Genomic DNA, 19,752 nt, shown 5'->3' on the forward strand with positions numbered 1-19,752 from the left:
TAAATAGGTGAGTGCTTTTTGTATTGGAGATGAAAAATTGGCAAACCTTGTTTTTACTGAAGAAGATTTACTTACTTCCTATAAAACTGTCTATGATTATTATGGAAGGCAACCTTCCTATAACGAATATAGAACTTACGCTAAAGAAAATAATTTACCATCATTAGCTACAATTAAATATCGTTTTACAAATTTTATGAACATAAATAAAATATTAGGATTCCCATTAAAACCCAATAAAACAAAATACACAAAGGAATTTCTAATAAAAGAAATTAAAAGGTTTAATGATGAGTTTGGACGACCTCCAATTAGTAAAGATTTTGACATAAAAAATAGAGACTACCCATCTAGAAAATGTTTTGTAAGTAAATTCGGCTCATTTGGTAATGCACTTGTTGCTGCTGGATTTCCCTACAGGAGTATTGAAAATTTTCAAGTTAGAAACAAACCACTCCCTAAAAATATAGCATTTACGAAAAATACTATTAAGATATGCATAGAAAAATATATAGATGATTACGGTGAAATTCCTACTCTAAGTAAATTAGAAAAATTACCTGGTTATCCAATTAGAAGTGACTTTAGACGTTTATTCGGTGGATTTAATGAAGCTATAATTGAAATGGGATATAAACCGAAACATACTATCCAATATACTGATGAACAATTAGAAATATATATGAGAAAATTTGTTGATGAATTTGGAAGATCTCCAACTTTACAAGAATTCAATAACAGTGACTATCCTTCTTTTTGGTGTTACCAGAATAGATTTGGTTCATGGACTAACGCTCTAAAACATTATGGATTAGAAACATTTATAACTAATATAGAAAAATTAAAAGAAGATATAATTCAATTATGCAATGCTATTTATGAAAATGAAGGAAGAAGAATAATTACATACCAAGATATAGCGGCATCTGATGTTTGTGCTTCAATATCAACATACACAAAGCATTTTAGAGAAGATTTGGGAATGACTGTTCGAGATTTCATAAAGTCTATTGGATTTGAAGCTCCAAAATCTTCAATGGGAATGTATTATGAGTTTAAGGACGGTGAAGAAACTTTTTCTAATTTTGAGTATAAGACTTCTACATATCTACGAGAAAAAGGTTATGTGTATAATAGCTCATATTTTCGCAGTGTTAAATATAATAGATTTATTGAAGAATATACTGGAAATAAAGATTGTGATTATCTAGTCATACATAACGGTGTTAAATATTACATAGAAGTAGCTGGCATGATGGATAGGTATAAAACTAACTTAATCAATAAGATTGAAGTTACATATAATAAAAGAATGCATGAAAAGGAAATTATGCTAATCAATTCAGGCGTGAATTATTTATTCATTTACCCTAATGATTTTAAAGAAAAATCATTAGATGAAATATTCTCATTCTTACATAGTTAAAATAAACTCAATTTAGGTTGCAACTTAATAGCGTTTATTTGCTATTAACCCTATGCATACGAAGGTGGAGAAGTCGACATCTCCCCTTCTTTCTTTTTAGTCCATTTTTATATTCAATTTATGTACTAAATCCCTATGCCATTATTAATCACTAATAATGGTAATGTACAAATAGATTGTGCATACAAAAAGACACTGGACAATTCCAATGCCTTCTTGTGTTTACGATAAGTTAAAAGTGCTGTTTTATTAGATGTTTATTCGTCTTCTCTGTTATACGGGTTTTCTGATTCAGCTACCATTAATCCATTTAATTCTGTCTCTTTTGGAGCAACATATCCGTATTGTTTAGATACAGTTACAATCATATTTACATCTTCTATTTCTAACGCCTGACATATTTTTGTAATATGGGAAATGCTAATTCTGTCAACGTAACCTCTGCAGATATTACTAATCGCATTAGGTCTTAAACCTGTCATTTCTGCAAGTTCAGCTTGAGTTATATTTCTCTCTTTTAAAGTTTGTTTTAATGTGAAAATAGGTTGATAACCTAGTAATTCTTTTCTCATTTTCCACTCCCCTATAATGTCTATAATCTTATAATAACTTATATGTTTAAAAAGGTAAATTTAAAAATATCTTAATATCGTATTGACGATATATCGTTTATACGATATTATAAAAGAACAACAAAGAAACGAACATACATATGAAAATAAATATAAAGGAGAAATGAGAATGGCAATGGTGTTCGGTAAGGTTAGTTTTATAATAGGGATTAAAACCGAAAGTGACGATGAGACATTAGCATTGGAACAAGCTAACTATAAGTTTACCCCGGATATAAATAATCATTATGAGTTATTTTATGTGGATTACAAAGGTGAACGTCATAAAGTAGATATCTGTGAAATAGTTGGCGAAGGAATTTTAGATACTGTTGAAGAGTAAGAGAGAAATATTTTAATTATTACATAGAGAGAAACGGTCATGGGTATTATGGAAAGTTTAATATTTGGCAGTGGTGCAGCATACTGATCATATGCGAAGAAAGATGACGAATCCCCACTCTTCATCTCCCCTGTCCTATTTACTAATTAGAGTGATGGTTAATTTCCCAGGCAACCGCAACAACCGACAAAATGTTCTTTATTTCGAATAATTTCCTCCCCGCTATTCTCTTAATATGGTAAAATAGACAGAATGATGGGAGGTGTAAATTTAATGCAACAATTAATTAACGGTGGTATTTACAATGTGAATTATAAAGGGGCACAAAGCTCAGAATTCAGCGGAAAACACCCTTCTATTATAGTTAGAACATTAAAAGAGGATCAAATCTACCTTGTTGTACCACTTACTTCTTATACGAAAGAAAAAATGAACAAAATTAGGAAGTTTGGGTCTGGGAAAAAGTTATCATCAACTAATTCTATAGCTAGAATTGATAAGATGCAGATCATGCACAAAAGAGATATCAAAAATAGATGGTTAGTTAATGGAAAAGCTTTAAAGGTAACTCCAGAGGAATTCACTGAATTGAATAAAAAGGTATTAGAGTATATTACCTTGTCAAAACAAAAGGCTGAGAAAGAATATGATAAGTATCTAAAAGCTTATAATAACGTAAATCGTTATTTAAGGCAGTTTGTTGATGATGAAGTTACCCAAGAAAATTTCTTTGCTATTAGTACTAATAATGGCAGATCAAAAATAACTTGTAATAAGAAAGACCTATATTGGTTGACTAATAGTGATATAGTAGAAATAACTAAAAATCTTTTTGGAGTAAACGCTACTATTCAATACGATAATAATCTATTAATTATTGAATATTAGTTTGACAATCTTTTGGCAAAATGATAATATGAATTTAAGGAAGGGTAGCGATAGCATAAAACCAGCCTTGTTACATAAAAATTGAGAACTGTAGAAGGGTATTCTTTTTTGAAGTAAAACCAGCTACAATATTACGAATGAAAGAGATTAAAAGTTATTTTTAGTCTCTTTTCTCATTTTACAGGAATAATTTAATTTGTTTTTGGGTATAGATTAAATAACGGTATGGGTGGAAGGGCAGTTTTTTAACGTAAGTCCAGCCACGGTATACCTGGATTGAAACTCCACCTTTACTTGGTGGGGTTTTTTATGTTCTCTCCCCCTTCCCTATAGTTACAATTTACATGTGATGTGATATTATGGAAGTAACTATATTTACGAGGGTGATGAACTAATATGAGCAGTAAACAAAGAAATTCTATTTGGATAATATATGGTATTATATCTTGTTCGTTTTTATTTATAGATACTTGGGAACCGTTTGGTGTGATGTTGCTCATATTAGGTGGTATATTGTTGGCTTTTAGACCGTCTCGAAACAGAAATCGTAAACTTGCTGAAGAAAACATGAATAAAAACCGTATTTTAACTGAATATGACAAAGAATTTAATGCTGATCATTCTTACTCTACAATTGATGAAAAAATTGCAGTAAATGAAGAATTACAAATGTTTAAAATTTATAAGTTTGATAAAGAAAAACAGATAGTTGAAAGTAAGATTAGATTTGATCAAATTATGGACTCTGAAATCAAAATGGATAATGATACTATTTTCAAAGCATCCAGAAGTAATCAAATTGGAGGAGCTATTATTGGGGGTATGGTTGCCGGTGGAGTTGGTGCAATTATTGGTGGATCTTCCCCTACTACATCTAAAATTGAGAAAGTGAAAGCAATACAATTAAAAATTAGAATAGACGATTTTAAAAATCCTAATCTTACTTTTGATTTTCTACCCACTCCTAAGCAAATGGGTGTTAATGCATTCGAAGGATTCGATAAGAATGGCATTGAATATAAAACAGCTTATGAACGTGCAGAGTTTTGGCACAGTTTATTAGAAATAGCCATACGAAAAACAAATAATAAAGTATCTGTCTAGAGGTGTTCTGATAAGAGCATCTCTTTTTTTTATGCACTTTTTTAGAAAGGAGATGTCTTAATGTCAGATTTAAAACTTAGAATTATAGGTACTTTGAATTCTAAAGCTACTATTACCGAAGTAAATAAAGTAATATCCAAAATAGAAAAAGATTTATCAAAGATTAAACTAAATATCCAGCTTGATGATAAAGTAGTAAAGTCTCTTTCAGATTATACTAAAGCTATGGAAAACTATAAGAATATCTCTTCTCAATTGAATAGAGTTCTTAAAGAAGAAAAAACAATTACTAAAGATGTGAATGGCGTTACAAAAGAAAGGATTTCTCAACAGTTAAAAAGTGGAGAAATTATTCAAAAAGAAATAACTCGTATTAATAATAAGAATAAAGCTACTCAAAAGGAAATTGAAAATACAAATAAATTACAAGTAGCGTATGATAAACTTGGACAGAAACAAAAACAAGTTACTACTCAGACCAATAACGGTACCTCTACTTCTAATACATTCAAGAATGGATTTACTAACACAACTGTAAATTCTAATGTCAATGGTGATGTTACTTCTGTTAAAACCGTACAGAATTTAGATCAAGAGCGTAAAGCAACAGAAACTTTGATTAATAGTAAAAATAAATTAAAAGATACTCTTAGACTTTTAAACAGTGAAGGTAAAATATCTTCTGAAAGTTTATCTAGATTAAACAATGCAGTTAATAGTGCTAAGAATATCGAACAATTAAATAGACTTAAACAAAACATTGATAACGTTAATAAAGTTAGAGAAATGCAAAATAAGTTGATTTTAGCTCAACGTGAAGCAGAATTAAAAGTAAACAACTTTAAAGCTAACTCTAATTTAAACTCAATCCAAACGGCTCAGTTGAATGCTTACTTACAGTCAATAAACTCATTAACAGCTAGAACTCCTCAATTAAATCAAAGATTACGTGAAATGTCTTTAAGGTTTAATGAAATAACCTCAGAAGCAAGAAATGCAGGTGCTCAAGCTAGAACATTTGGCGAAAGAGTACAATCTGCATTTAGTTTTATTTCAGTTGGTATGCTGACTTACGGTGCATTTTATGGATTTGTTAATACTATTAAAGACATGACTAATCAAGTGGTTGAACTTGATACAAAGATGACCAATTTGCGAAGAGTCTTGGATTTGCCCGATTACAAGTTTAATGAATTGATGAAGGAATCTATTGTTTTAGGTGATCAACTCTCTAATAAAATCGGTGATATTCTTGATATGCAAGGTGCTTTCGGTAGGATGGGCTGGTCGGAAGATCAATTATCTTACATAACCAGAACAGCTCAAATCCTACAAAACGTCTCGGATTTAACTCCAGATGATACTGTCAACACTCTTACTGCAGCAATGCTCAATTTCAATATAGCTGCGGAAGATTCTGCTCAGATAGCTGATAAATTGAACGAAGTCGATTAATTGTAGTCGCCTATGTTAGTGATAGCATAGTGAAAACTCGGTGAACCTAGAAATCTAGGGTGTGTTCGGATGAACGCTAACGGTGAAACTCTAAGTCTGAAAAGATATGACAATACCGTGCCAAGCTTGGAAGGAAACTTTCTTGAAGGTGTAACGACTAGAATATACCTCCTACGTCTGTTGATATGGAGATGAAATTCGTACTATATAAGTGAAATTCTTCTATGGGAAGTGCCGAGGTGGTGATTCGATCACTACAAGAGATAGTCTAATCCCCTCTTAAAAATATGTGGAAACACAGGGTAAAAATGAACAATTACGCAGTCACTACCCTTGATTTAGCAAATTCTATTCGTAAAGCAGGTAGTACTGCATCTACTTTCAATGTAGAATTAAATGATTTAATTGGTTACACAACAGCCATTGCAAGTACTACAAGGGAAAGCGGAAATATTGTCGGTAAATGTCGAATTGCTGACATTAAATCTCTTCTGATTGACTTGGAACCCCTAACGTTTAGTCGAGGGAGACAGGGCGCAAGCGTAATTGCAGCGTGAACGACTAAGTGAAGAGACATTCTTGATAGAATGAAGCGATAGTCTGAACTTCTATGGAGACATAGAGAGTAAGGTTGAAGTGCCTTACCGCCATATAATTAACTATGGTCAGTAACCTTTATTGGTGAAAGTAACAGAGTGAACTCTTTAAAAACTATTTTTGCTAGATTAACAAATAATTCTCAAGCAATTGGTGCATTAAATGATATTGGTATTTCAATAAATGATGCTAATGGAAAACTAAAGCCAACCGGTCAAATTTTAGATGAAATTGCGGCTAAATGGAACACCCTCTCAGACGCTGAAAAACAAAACGTAGGTGTAAAAGGTGCTGGCATGTATCAACTATCGAGATTCAACGCCTTAATGAACAACTACTCGATAGCTCAAGAAGCATCTGAAACAGCTGCTAATAGCTTTGGATCTGCTATGCGTGAGCAAGAAAAATATTCAGAATCTCTACAAGCCCGTATTAACCGCCTATCTAACGCCTTTACATCTTTGGCAGTAAGTGCTGGAGATGCACTAATATCTGATACTTTAATTGTGGCTACTGAAGAATTTGGAGATTTTCTAAAAACTACTGGTGATGTAATAGATGTAATTGGAGTATTACCTATTGTAATGGGAACTGCTGGTGTCGCAACAGTATTACTAAGTAAGAATGTTCGAGGAATGTCTACTGCCCTTCTTACTGGAAATGTTTCTCTAGCTGGCACTGCAACTTCTTTATTTGGTTTGGAAGCTGGTATGTCAAGAGCAGCTATAGCTACTGCTGTATTTAAAACAGCATTACGTGGTTTAATGGTGGCAACGGGTGTAGGTGTTATATTAACTGTTTTAGGTTTTGCTATCGAAAAAATAACAAATCACTTTGCCGAAGCTAAACAAAAGCAACAAGAATATGAACAAATTCAGAATACAACGGTTGAGTCATTAACAGCTAATAAACAAGCAACTGATGAATTATTAAAGAAATATCAAGAATTAACTGAAGCTAAAAACTCAGGCAATTTTAATAGTGATAAAGAAAAAGAGTACTTACAAGTATCACAACAACTTGCTGGACTCCTCCCTTCTCTTGTTGATCATTATGACTCACAAGGAAATGCCGTCTTAAAAGTCGGAGAAGCTCTTGAACAAGAAATTGAGTATACTAAAGAACTTGTTCGTCAAAAGAAAGAACTACAACAACTCGAAGCAAAAGACAATATCCAATCTGCATTAAAATCAGCAGATAAAATAGACAGTAAAATTGATAAAAAGAATCGAGCTCTTGATCATAAAGCTGGAGTTAGCGGTGTTAATTATTCAACCAAAGATAAGAAAAAGATTGAAATTGAAATTACTGAATTAAAACGTCAATACAATGAACAACAAATGAAATTACGTGAAGAGTTGCAGAAAACTGTAGACTCTTATTTCACTGACATAACTATTGATACTTCTATTACTGCTAAAGTAAACAGTGTTATTAGTTCACTTGATGTTTCGGGTGCTTCTGCTGAAGAACTGAATACTTTTGCAACCAATGTAGCTTCTGCTATGAAGAAAATGCAAAATGCTGTAACAAATAATGATGAGAATGCCTATAAGATTGCTAAAGCTGATTTAGATGATCTACTTACTTCTTATAATGTTGCTGAAGGCGGTTCAAGAAATCTAGAATTATCCTTCCAACAAGTAAAAGACAGTATAAACGGTGTTTCGGATGCAGCTAAAGGTCAAAAAGTCATTTGGGATGAGAATGGTGAAATAGTTGGAGAAGTTTCGGGCGAATACGAAGATTTATCATCTAGACTTCAAGACGCAAAAGGTGATTTCGAAGCTATTAGAGACATCATACTTGAAACGGCAAAAGCTGGAGATTATCAAGCGGCAATAACTGCAAGTATGACGGATGCTTATACTGCCCTATCAGATGAAGTTTCACCATTGAATGATTTGCTTGAAAAAACTGCACAGGGTAAATCAATTACTTCTAATGAAGCCATGCAACTTATCGCTAAAGAAAAAGACTTGGCTTCTGCAATCAGCGTGGAAAACGGTCAAATTAAAATCAATCGAGAAGCAGTCCTTAAACTTCGTGATGCTAAAGTTGCTTCATATAAGCAAATGATCGAGGCACAAAAACGTGAAGTTCAGGCTCAGGCTGAAGGTTTAAAAACTAAACTTAAAAACTTTGGTGTTGAAGTAAAAGGCATTTTAACCGTTGCACAAGCAAATGAAGCATTGGCTAAAGCTGAGGAAGAACGTGCTCGTAAAATGGCTGGATTAAATACTGACCAGACTGGAGCTATGCATGGTTCTACTGTTGTTCAAAATCAATATGAAGGTATTACTTCTGGTATCAATGACATCAAATCAGCATATGAGGCTCTAGACCAAATGTCGGCTATTGCTTCAGCAGGATTAACTGAAGTTGGCACATCTGCTGAATCTTCCTCAGATAAAACTAGCAAAGCTAATGAAAAATCTACATATACAACTGATAAATATAAGCAGAAAATGGAAGAGTTAGGTCTTGCATTAGCTAAAGTGGATAAAATTAAAAGTGAATATCCACAGCGTTCTAAGAAATACCAGGATGCAATTAAACAGGAAATCAAACTTAAAGAACAGCAATTGAAGTTAATGAATGCTGAAGTTAATAGCCTTAACAAGCAAATTAAATCAGGAAATATAGTTGCTAAAGGTACTAAGACAACTATAAGTACCACTTCCCCTTCTACTTCCAACTATGCAAGTGGAGGAAGTACTGAAGCGTCTGTTTGGAATTTCTTTAAGTCTAAAGGTTTCTCTGATTCTGCAACTGCTGGTATTATGGGTAATTTACGTCAAGAATCTGGTTTTTCAACCACTGCAGTTAATAGATTATCAGGTGCTACTGGTATCGCTCAATGGTTAGGTGGACGTTTAAGTGGACTTAAAAACTTTGCTGGCTCTCAAGGTACTAGTTATACCAACCTTAACACTCAACTTGAATGGTTATGGAAGGAATTAAACGGTGCAGATCCCACAACTAAATCCATAATCAATAAAAATGGTGGTATGAATGCTTTCATGAATATGGGAGTTAACGATGCTGCCCTTCTATTTGAAAAAGCGTTCGAGCGTTCAGGTGGAGATGCTTTAGCAAATCGTCAAAAGTATGCCAATAGCATATATGCAAAATATGCCGGTACTACCCCTACTGGTTCAGCTAGTGCAGAAACATCTAGTGACGTAGCAGATAAAGCACAAGCTATTGACCAAGCTAAGTCTAATATATTGAGTATGCAAGAAGAAGCATTACAGATACAGCAACAAATCAATGAACTTCAAATGGAGTTAGTTAACTCTGTTCTTGCTGGAATTGACTACAAGAAAGTTGTACTCGAAGACGACCTGGCGCAAATTGACCTTGTTCAAAGTTATGAAACAGAGTCTTCTAATAAGTGGACGGATGCACAATTAAAGAAAGAAAAGCTACTTCGTAAACAGTTTGGTTATGAGCAAGAAGCTATAAAATATCTGAAAGAGCAAATCAAAAACAACAAAGCCTTAACTGAAGCACAAAAAGCTCAATTATCAGATGATTTACTTCAACGTACCCAGGATATGACTTCTCTTGAAAAGCAATTATTGGATCAGCGTCAACAAATGGCTGATTCAATTATCGATACTTACAAGCAAGCTGCGGAATCTATTAAAGACACTCGTATTAAGACTATTGATAAAATGATTGATGCTATCAATAAGAAAGATGACGATGAATCATACTCAAAAGATTTAGCTAAAAAACAAAGTGAACGACAAAAGTTATTAGATGATATTGCGAAATATTCTTTAGATGACTCATTTGCAGGTATCGCTAAAGTTAAAGAGCTGCAAGATCAATTGGCTGAAATGGATGAATCCTTAGCTGACATGCAATCCGACAGAGAAAAACAACTTAGAATCGATAATCTAAATACTCAAAAGGATTCTATTCAAGAGGAATTTGATAATCTCGTGAATGATGAACGTAAGTTTGCTAAAATGCGCTCTGACATTATCAATGGAAATGCTAGTCAGATTCAAAAGGATTTGAATAAGTATTTCACTAATATTAAAGCTAATTCTAATATTATGGGAAAGGCTATATCTAACAACCTTATAGATTTAATCAACCAAGCAAACCGATATTTAAACGGTAAAGACTATAAGCCTATTAAGATTGCTCAAGCTAAAAATGGTGGCATGACTCCGAATTGGGGGTCAGAAGGTAAAGCGATGATTGTTCATGAAGGTGAATTAATCACTGATAAACCTGATACTAAGACCTTACTTACTACTATTGAAAAATCTAAAGATTTGGCGAAAACTTTAAATGGTATGGATATTGGTAAGTCTTTAGCATCTGCAACTATGAATTTATTAACTAACTTTAAATTACCGAGTGTACCTACCCTCTCTCCATCTACTTCAACTGTAGGAGATACCTATTACAACACAATCACTTTAGAGTATAAAGGTTCAGGTACTAAAGCAGAGGCTGAAAGTTTTGGAGCAAATACAATTAATTTCATGAAAAACCAAGGTATTAAATTTAAAAAATAGGAGTCGGCGTTTGTCGACTCTTTTTCTATAGAAGTGAGGTGATATTTTTGATTAAGGAAAGTTTATATTTCATACTCAATGGGCGCAAATCAATAGATTTTAAACTAATAAATGTTAATACTTCTTCTGGATTAATGGAAGAAACAATGATGGGAACTCGCTCTATTGTAGAGCAAAAGGTAATGGGCAATCCTATCCCCTATCTTAATCGTGTAGAAAAAGAACCAATTACTCTTCCACCACTAAGTTTTTATTTTGAGGAACCATGGAACGATGAATTGATAGAAGAAATTTGTGACTGGTTGGATTTAGAACAATATGGGACTCTTGCTTTTAGCGAAAATCTAAATCGAATATTCAAAGTAATTCCTATTGAATCCCCTTCTATGATTCATAATGGCTTAAAACAAGGATATTTTACAATTACCTTTAGATGTGATTCTCCTTATACATATAGTCCTATTATTCAACCGATATTTGATTTTTCTAAGCAAGAGGAAAATACATTTGAAATATTTAATCGTGGAAGATCCGAAATTAAACCTTATATGGAGATTATAAAAATTGGTGATGGTTCAATTCGTATTACAAATTCACTAAAACCTAATTCACCATTCATTTTGAATAATCTTAAGGATAGAGAAAAAATTTCTATATATTCAAAAAATACTATCATTGAGTCCAGTTTAGGTATTGAAAGATATTCTGACTTTAATAATATTTACCTTTCTCTTCCATATGGTAAAAACCGTTTCAAAATTCATGGAAAATGTATTTTGAAGTTTCAATATGAGTATATGTACAAATCGTTAACTTTATAGAACGGAGGTGAAAATTTGCTTCAATATTATGTTGATTATGGAAAACGTCCTCGAAAGCTAAGATTGTTTTTAATGAACCCACAAGGAATGGTTGTTGGAGAATTAGAAGATTCCTATAGTAAGAAACAAACAATTCGATTCAATGATCGTAATGACATGTCTTTCATTGTGCCGTACATAATTAATATGAACGGAAAACTAAGACGGAATCCGAACATAAAAAAGTTCAACAAGCGTAATTTTATTCGTGCAGTACTTTACGATGTTCAATCCGAACAAGAAATATATCGTGAAGATTACGTGGTAGTTAGTAAAATTAAATCCGTAAACGAACGTGTTGAATTAGTTGTTAATTGCAAGAGCCGTGAATATGAGTTAAGTTGGAAAAAAATAATTGGGTATGATGTTATCTCATACACTTGTAAACAAGTAACAACCGATTGTTTAAAAGGTACTGGTTGGACTATAGGGTATATTAATCCTGAATTTAATGAAAAATATCGTAAGTTTTCTGTATCGAGTAAAACCAAACTAGAATTTCTTGTTGAAATTGCAGATACATTTAAAGCTATATTGGTGTTTGATACTATAAATTGCACGGTTAATTTTTACAAGGAAGAAGAAGTTTCTAAATATAAAGGTTTTGTAATTTCAAACGAAAATTACTTACAAAGTATTGAGGAAACCTTGGATGAAGATGATCTTATTACTAGATTAACTCTAAAAGGTGCTGATGATTTAACTGTTGTGTCCGTTAATCCGACAGGTAAAAGTTATATAGATGATTTTAGCTACTACTACGATGTTATGAGCGAAGATTTAAATGAAGCAATGAAAGCATATAATGAAAAACTAAAAAATAATAATTCTACATTGAGAGATTTGCTTTCTAAAAAGAAATCGAAACAAGAGTCTCTGACAAAAGAAAGTAACAAACTGACTATATTAAATTCTGAATTAAAAATAATTCTTGATAATATTCAATGGACAAAAGATACTGGTGGTTCATTGAAAGAATTAAATAAGCAAAGGACACAAAAGGAAACGGAAATTAGAAATGTAAAATCATCAATCAAATCTATCGAAAATGACATTAAGGATATTGATGCAAAAATCACCTCTGTTAAAGTTAGTCTGTCATATGAAGGTAATTTTACTGAGAGACAACTAAATGAACTAGAAAGTTATATTCACGAAGGCGAATGGTCTGATTCTAATATCACTGATGAAAATGATTTGATGAGTGAAGGAAGAAAATATTTAGAGGAAAACAATTCCCCTTCTATTGATATTTCAATGAATGTAGTTAATTTCTTTGAAATTGTATCTGAACAACATAACTGGGATCGTTTTGGTATCGGAGACATAATAAGAGTTGAACAAGATGATATTGGTACATATGTAGAGGTGAAAATCTTAGAATATACCATAGACTATGAATCCGATAGTTTAAATGTAAATGTTTCAAATGGTAAACGTATTGCTATAACTCCAGAAGACCAAATAGCATTAAAGTTTATTGAAGTAGATCAAATGAAGGCTGATTGGTCTTATACAAAATCAATTATTAATAAAACGGTAACTAATTTTAATACTAGAAATGATAGGAATTCTACTATGCCGGTATCCCCCACTTTCCCAATAGACTCTGTTACACATAGGTTAAATAATAATGGGTCAGTAAATATATCTGTTAGATGGGATTATCCTAATTATGATATCACTGGATTAAATGAACATGACATTGATGGTTTTGAAATCTTTTTGTATTCTAGTCCTTTGGATGAAACTTATACATTTGGCTCAACAATTGCAAAAGAAGAAAAAGAGAGAGTTTCCTACGAAACTAGAACAATATCTTTTACCAACAAGTCTCCGGTTGATTATCACACTTTAGGTATTAGAGCGTACAGGGAAGTCGATCCTGACATAAATAAAAATAGAATCATATATTCAGACATGTTGAACTTTCCAAACATGCCTTATCTACCCAGCGAGACTGTCGTAGTTAATGGATTTTTGAATGGGAAAGTTAACGGCACTACTTTTTTAACAGCAGATAAAGAACCAGAAATTGTCGAAGCGAAACAAACCGTATTTATTAATCCAACCACACAAGAAATAAAAATAGCAGATGAAAATGGAGAACTTAAAAATGTGAAATCTGGTTCATCCAGTACGTTAGATGATTATTATGCTAGTGTAGATAAATTACCTTTTACAATTCCAGTAAGAGATGAATATGGGATGATTTTTGCAGATATTTCAGGGGATGCCAAAACTCTAGATGGTTTTACTCCTCAACGATTTGCGATATTAGATGAAACTGGTAATGTACCAACAAGTAATTTAGGAAACACCCATAAATTCACAATTGGAAATTACATAGGGGATGGAACTAACAATAAACTAATTCCCCTTCCCTTCACTCCTAGTTTAGTGGAGATTTATACAACAGTTGACACAGATAATAGCCTATTTATTCCTTCCGTTTTGGGAGGTTTTTTTATGTCTACAAACAACAATCTATTCTTATCAAGTATTAGCAATGATTTGTCACTAATTTATGGACAATTAACTATCAATGGTTTTTACACAGGGAATGATGAAAATATGTATGGGAACAAATTGAATATTAAATATTACTATAAGGCTTATTACATACCACCAATCAATGAGGAGGCAGGTGAAGAAAATGAACAATTATTATGAGGAAATATACAATGACCCTATTCGATTTATGAAAAGAAAAAATACTCCTGACGATCCTTTCAAACCATTAAAAGAAGTCATAACTATATTAGATGGTAAAGCACAACTCAGAGAGATTCCGAATAAAGCTGAACGTGTAATTGTTACTGGATTTGATGTTAATTGGCAAGAACAAACTGATTCCAACTTCACCATTCTTGCAAATAATGAATTTCAAGTGGACTATTTAAATGGTTTGGTTTCATTCAATTCTTCTAACGAGGGAAAAAGTTTAACTTTCACTTATCTAGGAGAAGGAGTAATATACTTCCCTTCTACTCGTATTTATTTATTAGATGATGAATTCGGGGTATTATCGAGAAAACTAAATGATTTAGATAGATTAGACTTAGAACAAAAGAATCGAGTTGATACTCTAATTAGAGAGAATCCTCAGCCTGATGAAATTGTAGATGTACGAACTGACAGAAATGGGAAAGTATATCCTGTTGCAAGAGATAGAATAAATGCAGATCAAAAAAAGATTGAAGACGCATATATTGGAGAGAATGGTAATACATATACATCTTTAAAAAATAGGTTTGATTCTATTGATAAAGATGTAGTAGAAGTTAATGAAAAAGTGGTTTATGAAAGCCAACAAAGAATGTTACAAATTAACGAGTTAAACAATAATATCGATGACCTTGGTGTAAATATAAAAAAATATGGGGCACTGGGAGATGAAAGTATAAATTGTGCTGAAGCCTTCGAAAAAGCTTCGATTGAACATTCATCAATTTATGTTCCAGCTGGCAGGTACGTAGTAAATGGTGCTAATTTAGCTCAAAAAAACTTGCGAATCACTTTCGACCCTGACGCTGTAATAGTCACTTCTGAAAATCAAAGCGCATTTATCTATAAGGGAAGAATAACTGAGAAAATTAATATTCTCAATATCACTACTGATAAATCTCCAAAGTATCCTACAACGCCGGTCAGTGTGCTTACTGTTACGTCTACGGTGGAATATTCTGTTGGAGATGTAGTTAGGATTATCTCTGAATCTCTTATTTACACAACTGGAGCAGCAGTTAAACGAGCGGAATTTGGAATAGTTTCGTATATCGAAGGTAATAAGTTATATCTAAACACTACTTTAAGACATATTCATGACAATCAACCAAAAGTTTATAAATTAAAAGGAGACAAATTAGAATTAGTGAATGCTCAGTTTGATACGACCAATGTAATTGATAATAAAGCACCTTTTGTATCAGTTGAACATTCTGTATTTCCAACTTTTCTCAGTACAATGTCAATAAAAGGCGGCGGAGAACTTTTAAAACTTGCATCTTGCTTTATGTATAAAGTTGATAAAATGCAGGCATCCAATCTAACTAACGATCCAGCAAACGGGAATATTGGTTACGGAGTAAATGATCAAGGTTCTTATGCTGGATTGGTTTCAAACTGTACATTTACAAATGTGAGACATGGGTATACAACAACAGCTGGAGAATATGGGGATACGGCATTTGCAAGGATCAATAATTGTGAAGGTCATGGATGTACTAACGCTCCATTTGATACACATAGAGAAGCCTACAATATAGAGTTTAATGACTGTAGAAGTTTCGGTACTCTTCAGGGTGCAGATTCATTAGGAGCAGGTTTTCAATTAAGGAGTACAGATTCAGTTTTGAGAGGATGTACATCGGAATCAGATTTGTTTGGATTCTATCTTTTTCAAGAAGCCGACAATGCTCTTATAGAGAATTTTGTTGCTCGTAATACAAAATTTAGATCTGGGATGATTCAAGGTCGCGCTGGACGTAAATTAAACGTTACTTTAAGGAATTCATTCCTTAGTTCACTTGAGACAGGGAATGAAGTGTTTAAAGTCTCCTATGCTAATCTCCGTATGCTCAATGTGCGTTTTACTTTGGGAGCTTCTATAGTGGATTACTGTAGAATAATAAATGTAGATAATGGTGTAATTGAAGGTAGAATGATTGAAATGAATTGTTCTCAATATAAAGGAAATTCGTTCCGATTTGTTCACCTAGCCGATGCTGAAGCTTACTTCTATGATTTAACCCTAATTAAAGGGAATGTGTCTTACACAAACACTTTCACAGGAGATACTTCCACAGCAATAACTAAACTTAGAGCTTACAGAGTAGACGGAGATTTAGAAGCTGCGGACACTTTCGGAATAAAAGACGTCCTTGTAGACTACCCGATCGTTACATCAAACATTCAAACACAAACCATTGGGAGAGATGGTTTAACATTGTTATATGCCACTTCTTTAACTGCTAGTCCAACCATTTATGCACCGGTAGATCCGATTTTACCAGGCTTGAGTATTGGTAACTTTAGAAAAGGAGCTTTCGTAGGACAGCGTTTAGTTGTTCGTAATGTTTCGTATGATAATGATGTTGGAATTGTAAGTGGTGAATTTGTCTCAGTGCCAAATAATTTTAGAATAGGACAAAGAAGCAAAGAAGAATTTGTATGGAATGGCGGGGTTTGGGTGTGATAATAAAGGAGGTAAAATATGGCTATTATTGTAAATTATATAGTACCGCCAGGTATTAATGTTGCACCGTTACTTGGTGATCCATCAGTTACTATGATGGAAAGAAGTGAGGCTTACGAGGTTGTGCGAGGTTACGTTCAGGTACGTTCATTTAGATGGGAAAAGAACTTAATTACTTTTCAACTTGATTATAAGCGTCGTAGAGGAGAATCTACAGTGATGTCACGGCAATTTATATTTGAGCCCGATATTTCACCTGATGCTAAATCAATTCACGCTCAAATTTATGGGTACATCAAGACATTACCAGAGTTTGAAGGAGCTGAAGATGAAATAGATGAATATGAATCTATAGGAGATGGGACTGTCTAAATTATGTTCAGTTAACCATTCAAATAGAGTTGGAAAAACTATTATAAAAGACTACTTCTTTTTTCTACAACCCAAGTAGTCTTTTCGCATTTCAGCTTGCCATTGTTGTACAAGCGAGGTGATAAGTATTTATATTATAGTGAGTTAGGAGTGAAATATTTGTGACACAATCCTTAGAGTCTAAAGTAGCTGTATTAGAAAGCTCAGTAAAAGAACACGATACTCTGATTAAAAAGCAAATTGAAAAAAATGAATCGCAAATTGAGTTAAACACCATATTTAAAATGCAAGTTGACTCAAATGTTAAAATAACAGAAACTTTGAATAATATTAATAGCAATTTAACCAGTCTTAATCATGCGCAACAAGAGCTGAGAACAGATTTGGGTGAAATTAATACTAGAGTTGGTGCAATTGAACAAGCTGCAGATGAAACAACAATTAAACCTAGTAAAATATTAAAATGGGCATTTACAGGTATAGGTGCTATTATCATCACTCTAATTACATATTATTTATCAGTAAAATTCGGATTAAAATAACGAATTATTTATGTATTTATTAAATAAAAGGTGACTTTTATTGTAAGTCCCCTCCCCTATACTTTAATTTAGTAATTTTAGAGTTTTCGTTAATACGAAGACTCTTTATTTTTTTATAAGGAGGTTTGATCATGACTGTTCAAATTGGTTCTGGTTTTATGGGTGCAGAAGATATCCTTACCTCTACAGAAAATATAGAAATTGTACCTCCAACAGACGAAACATGGATAAATGTTAAATTTAGTTTTTATAAATTTAGTTTTAAAAATTATCAAGATTGTCATATAGTGATTAATGGCTCTAGACAATTTAGAGAAGCTGGGCAAGGTTTTACTTCCAATGAGGTTGATCCTAAAATATACAGTTTCAAAATAGAGGAGCCTGGAATTCAGTATATTTGGTCTGCTGCATACTAGCAAAGGAGGTGAATTTATGTCTGGTTTTTATTTAGACCCTAACAATTCAGATTCAAAAATAAAAAATATTAATAAAAAAATCGAAGGGTTTATCTCTTTAGAAATGTTTGGCGCTAAAATCGATGAGGAATCACCTGGTTATGATAGTACTGCAGCATTCATAAAAGCAATTAACTTTTTCAACGGTGGAAGTGGAAAATTAAAGCTCTCGAAAGGCACATACAACTTTTCGAGTCAGTTAAATTTAGGAGGAATAATCCTTGAAGGTTCAGGGATACAAGCCACTAAATTAAGACTTACTAAATCATTAGGCACTAATGTTCCAGCTATAATTACCAACCCTAGTACTTTACGAAGAGAATGTACCTTACGAGATTTTAGTTTAGTTGGTAAAGGCAGTTGGGTCATTGGCACTAAAAATGCTAATGGTGATGGTATACAAATTATAGGTTCACAAAAGATTGAAAATATTCGAGTTGAGCGGTTTGATAAAGGTGTAATAATAGATACCATTGGTGGTCATTGTAGTTTAGTGAACGTTAAAAGTACCAATAATTTTTACAATCTATTCATACAAAAGGATAATGGAGATAATTTTTATTTTGACTGCGATTTTACAGGAGCTCAAATGGCAAGTATTGGGGTTTCTTCTGATGCAAATATGTCCGGTGGAGGCACTATCCTTAGAACTCATGTAGGATTTGCTCCTTATGGAATATATCAGGAACAGGGAACAGCTACAAATAAAGATTTTTTAGTTGATGTATTATTTGATCACGTAAGATTCGAATCTATCGGTAATGCTGCTATATACACTGAACAGTACTCCAATATAAACGGAAATGGCATAAGTAATTCAAAATTTATTGACGTTGGTTTTTCATGGAATTCATCTTATAAAATCCAATCAAGAGTCGCAGAATCATCTGTGGTCGTGGGATACTGTCATGATGTTATAATATACGAACCAGGACTTAATCCTTTTAAAGGAAATGGTTCTAATAAAGCTTTTAAGACAGCACAAAATACTGCACGTTGGATTGGTAAATTCAATGTATCCGACTTCCCATTTACCAATTTGCTATATCCAAACGACATTACAATTAAATCTCTTAATGGAAGCACTTCGGGTAGTATGAGATTGCACCAAAGTATCACAAGTCCTGATATTAAAACATATGTAGTTAGACTATCGAACTTTAAACATGATGCAGATGCCAACCTTACCTTATCATTTGATATCCCGTTTGTAACTAACCCATATATTCTAAATCCAACCGACATCCCAATATCTGTTACTAGAAATGATATCACTATTTCTAAAATAGCTTCTGGCTTAGTTTACAATTCTAATATTATTATTCAAGGGGTTTAATTTAAAAAAAACATTGGATAATATT

At 32.8% G+C, this 19,752-nt stretch carries 14 protein-coding genes and 1 pseudogene; 14 read left to right on the forward strand and 1 reads right to left on the reverse strand.

Going from position 1 to position 19,752, the window contains the following annotated elements; genetic code table 11:
* Positions 1-37: 37 nt before the first annotated feature.
* Entirely contained in the window at positions 38-1,426 is a 1,389-nt protein-coding gene (locus NSS71_RS08770; RefSeq protein WP_341151575.1) for a homing endonuclease associated repeat-containing protein, read from the forward strand.
* Between the two features lie 257 nt (positions 1,427-1,683).
* On the opposite strand, the gene NSS71_RS08775 is transcribed toward NSS71_RS08770, so the two are convergent.
* Positions 1,684-1,998 carry a helix-turn-helix domain-containing protein gene (locus NSS71_RS08775; RefSeq protein WP_341151576.1) on the reverse strand — a complete coding sequence of 105 codons (315 nt, stop codon included), beginning with the start codon at positions 1,996-1,998 and terminating at the stop codon, positions 1,684-1,686.
* 169 nt (positions 1,999-2,167) lie between these two features.
* On the opposite strand from NSS71_RS08775, the gene NSS71_RS08780 reads away from it, so the two are divergent.
* The 13 genes and pseudogenes from NSS71_RS08780 to NSS71_RS08840 all read left to right on the forward strand — a co-directional run bounded on the left by NSS71_RS08780 (position 2,168) and on the right by NSS71_RS08840 (position 19,727).
* Entirely contained in the window at positions 2,168-2,380 is a 213-nt protein-coding gene (locus NSS71_RS08780) for a hypothetical protein (RefSeq protein WP_341151577.1), read from the forward strand.
* Positions 2,381-2,653: 273 nt separating this feature from the next.
* A complete protein-coding gene (locus NSS71_RS08785; RefSeq protein WP_303984657.1) occupies positions 2,654-3,268 on the forward strand; it encodes a type II toxin-antitoxin system PemK/MazF family toxin in 615 nt (204 codons plus the stop codon).
* A gap of 396 nt (positions 3,269-3,664) precedes the next feature.
* Entirely contained in the window at positions 3,665-4,372 is a 708-nt protein-coding gene (locus NSS71_RS08790; RefSeq protein ID WP_341151578.1) for an immunity protein, read from the forward strand.
* 60 nt (positions 4,373-4,432) lie between these two features.
* Complete coding sequence (locus NSS71_RS08795; RefSeq protein WP_341151579.1) at positions 4,433-5,827, forward strand: phage tail tape measure protein; 1,395 nt, start codon at positions 4,433-4,435, stop codon at positions 5,825-5,827.
* A 311-nt stretch (positions 5,828-6,138) separates the two neighbouring features.
* Positions 6,139-6,288, forward strand: a pseudogene (locus tag NSS71_RS25695) (phage tail tape measure protein); the annotation flags it as partial.
* Positions 6,289-6,522: 234 nt separating this feature from the next.
* Entirely contained in the window at positions 6,523-10,965 is a 4,443-nt protein-coding gene (locus NSS71_RS08805; protein WP_341151581.1) for a phage tail tip lysozyme, read from the forward strand.
* Between the two features lie 47 nt (positions 10,966-11,012).
* Positions 11,013-11,786: a phage tail protein gene (locus tag NSS71_RS08810; protein WP_341151582.1), complete on the forward strand. Its 774-nt coding sequence runs from the start codon at positions 11,013-11,015 to the stop codon at positions 11,784-11,786.
* A gap of 15 nt (positions 11,787-11,801) precedes the next feature.
* Positions 11,802-14,498 (forward strand): DUF7359 domain-containing protein, encoded by a 2,697-nt coding sequence (locus NSS71_RS08815; RefSeq protein WP_341151583.1) that lies wholly within the window; start codon positions 11,802-11,804, stop codon positions 14,496-14,498.
* A complete protein-coding gene (locus NSS71_RS08820) occupies positions 14,482-17,022 on the forward strand; it encodes a hypothetical protein (RefSeq protein WP_341151584.1) in 2,541 nt (846 codons plus the stop codon). Before NSS71_RS08815 ends, NSS71_RS08820 begins: the two co-directional genes overlap by 17 nt.
* An 18-nt stretch (positions 17,023-17,040) precedes the next feature.
* Positions 17,041-17,394 (forward strand): hypothetical protein, encoded by a 354-nt coding sequence (locus tag NSS71_RS08825; RefSeq protein WP_341151585.1) that lies wholly within the window; start codon positions 17,041-17,043, stop codon positions 17,392-17,394.
* A 161-nt stretch (positions 17,395-17,555) separates the two neighbouring features.
* Entirely contained in the window at positions 17,556-17,936 is a 381-nt protein-coding gene (locus NSS71_RS08830; protein WP_341151586.1) for a hypothetical protein, read from the forward strand.
* Positions 17,937-18,067: 131 nt separating this feature from the next.
* Positions 18,068-18,352 carry a hypothetical protein gene (locus NSS71_RS08835; RefSeq protein WP_341151587.1) on the forward strand — a complete coding sequence of 95 codons (285 nt, stop codon included), beginning with the start codon at positions 18,068-18,070 and terminating at the stop codon, positions 18,350-18,352.
* 16 nt (positions 18,353-18,368) lie between these two features.
* Positions 18,369-19,727 carry a hypothetical protein gene (locus tag NSS71_RS08840; protein ID WP_341151588.1) on the forward strand — a complete coding sequence of 453 codons (1,359 nt, stop codon included), beginning with the start codon at positions 18,369-18,371 and terminating at the stop codon, positions 19,725-19,727.
* Positions 19,728-19,752: the final 25 nt, after the last annotated feature.

The sequence above is a fragment of the Niallia sp. FSL W8-0951 genome (assembly GCF_038006525.1).
Classification (GTDB): domain Bacteria; phylum Bacillota; class Bacilli; order Bacillales; family Cytobacillaceae; genus Niallia; species Niallia circulans.

Bases quoted from the DNA above. Each gene is read 5' to 3' on its own strand.
- NSS71_RS08780 (WP_341151577.1), top strand. From the start codon at position 2,168: ATGGCAATGGTGTTCGGTAAGGTTAGTTTTATAATAGGGATTAAAACC.
- NSS71_RS08775 (WP_341151576.1), bottom strand. From the start codon at position 1,998: ATGAGAAAAGAATTACTAGGTTATCAACCTATTTTCACATTAAAACAA.
- NSS71_RS08820 (WP_341151584.1), top strand. From the start codon at position 14,482: ATGAACAATTATTATGAGGAAATATACAATGACCCTATTCGATTTATG.
- NSS71_RS08840 (WP_341151588.1), top strand. From the start codon at position 18,369: ATGTCTGGTTTTTATTTAGACCCTAACAATTCAGATTCAAAAATAAAA.
- NSS71_RS08795 (WP_341151579.1), top strand. From the start codon at position 4,433: ATGTCAGATTTAAAACTTAGAATTATAGGTACTTTGAATTCTAAAGCT.
- NSS71_RS08785 (WP_303984657.1), top strand. From the start codon at position 2,654: ATGCAACAATTAATTAACGGTGGTATTTACAATGTGAATTATAAAGGG.
- NSS71_RS08790 (WP_341151578.1), top strand. From the start codon at position 3,665: ATGAGCAGTAAACAAAGAAATTCTATTTGGATAATATATGGTATTATA.
- NSS71_RS08825 (WP_341151585.1), top strand. From the start codon at position 17,041: ATGGCTATTATTGTAAATTATATAGTACCGCCAGGTATTAATGTTGCA.
- NSS71_RS08835 (WP_341151587.1), top strand. From the start codon at position 18,068: ATGACTGTTCAAATTGGTTCTGGTTTTATGGGTGCAGAAGATATCCTT.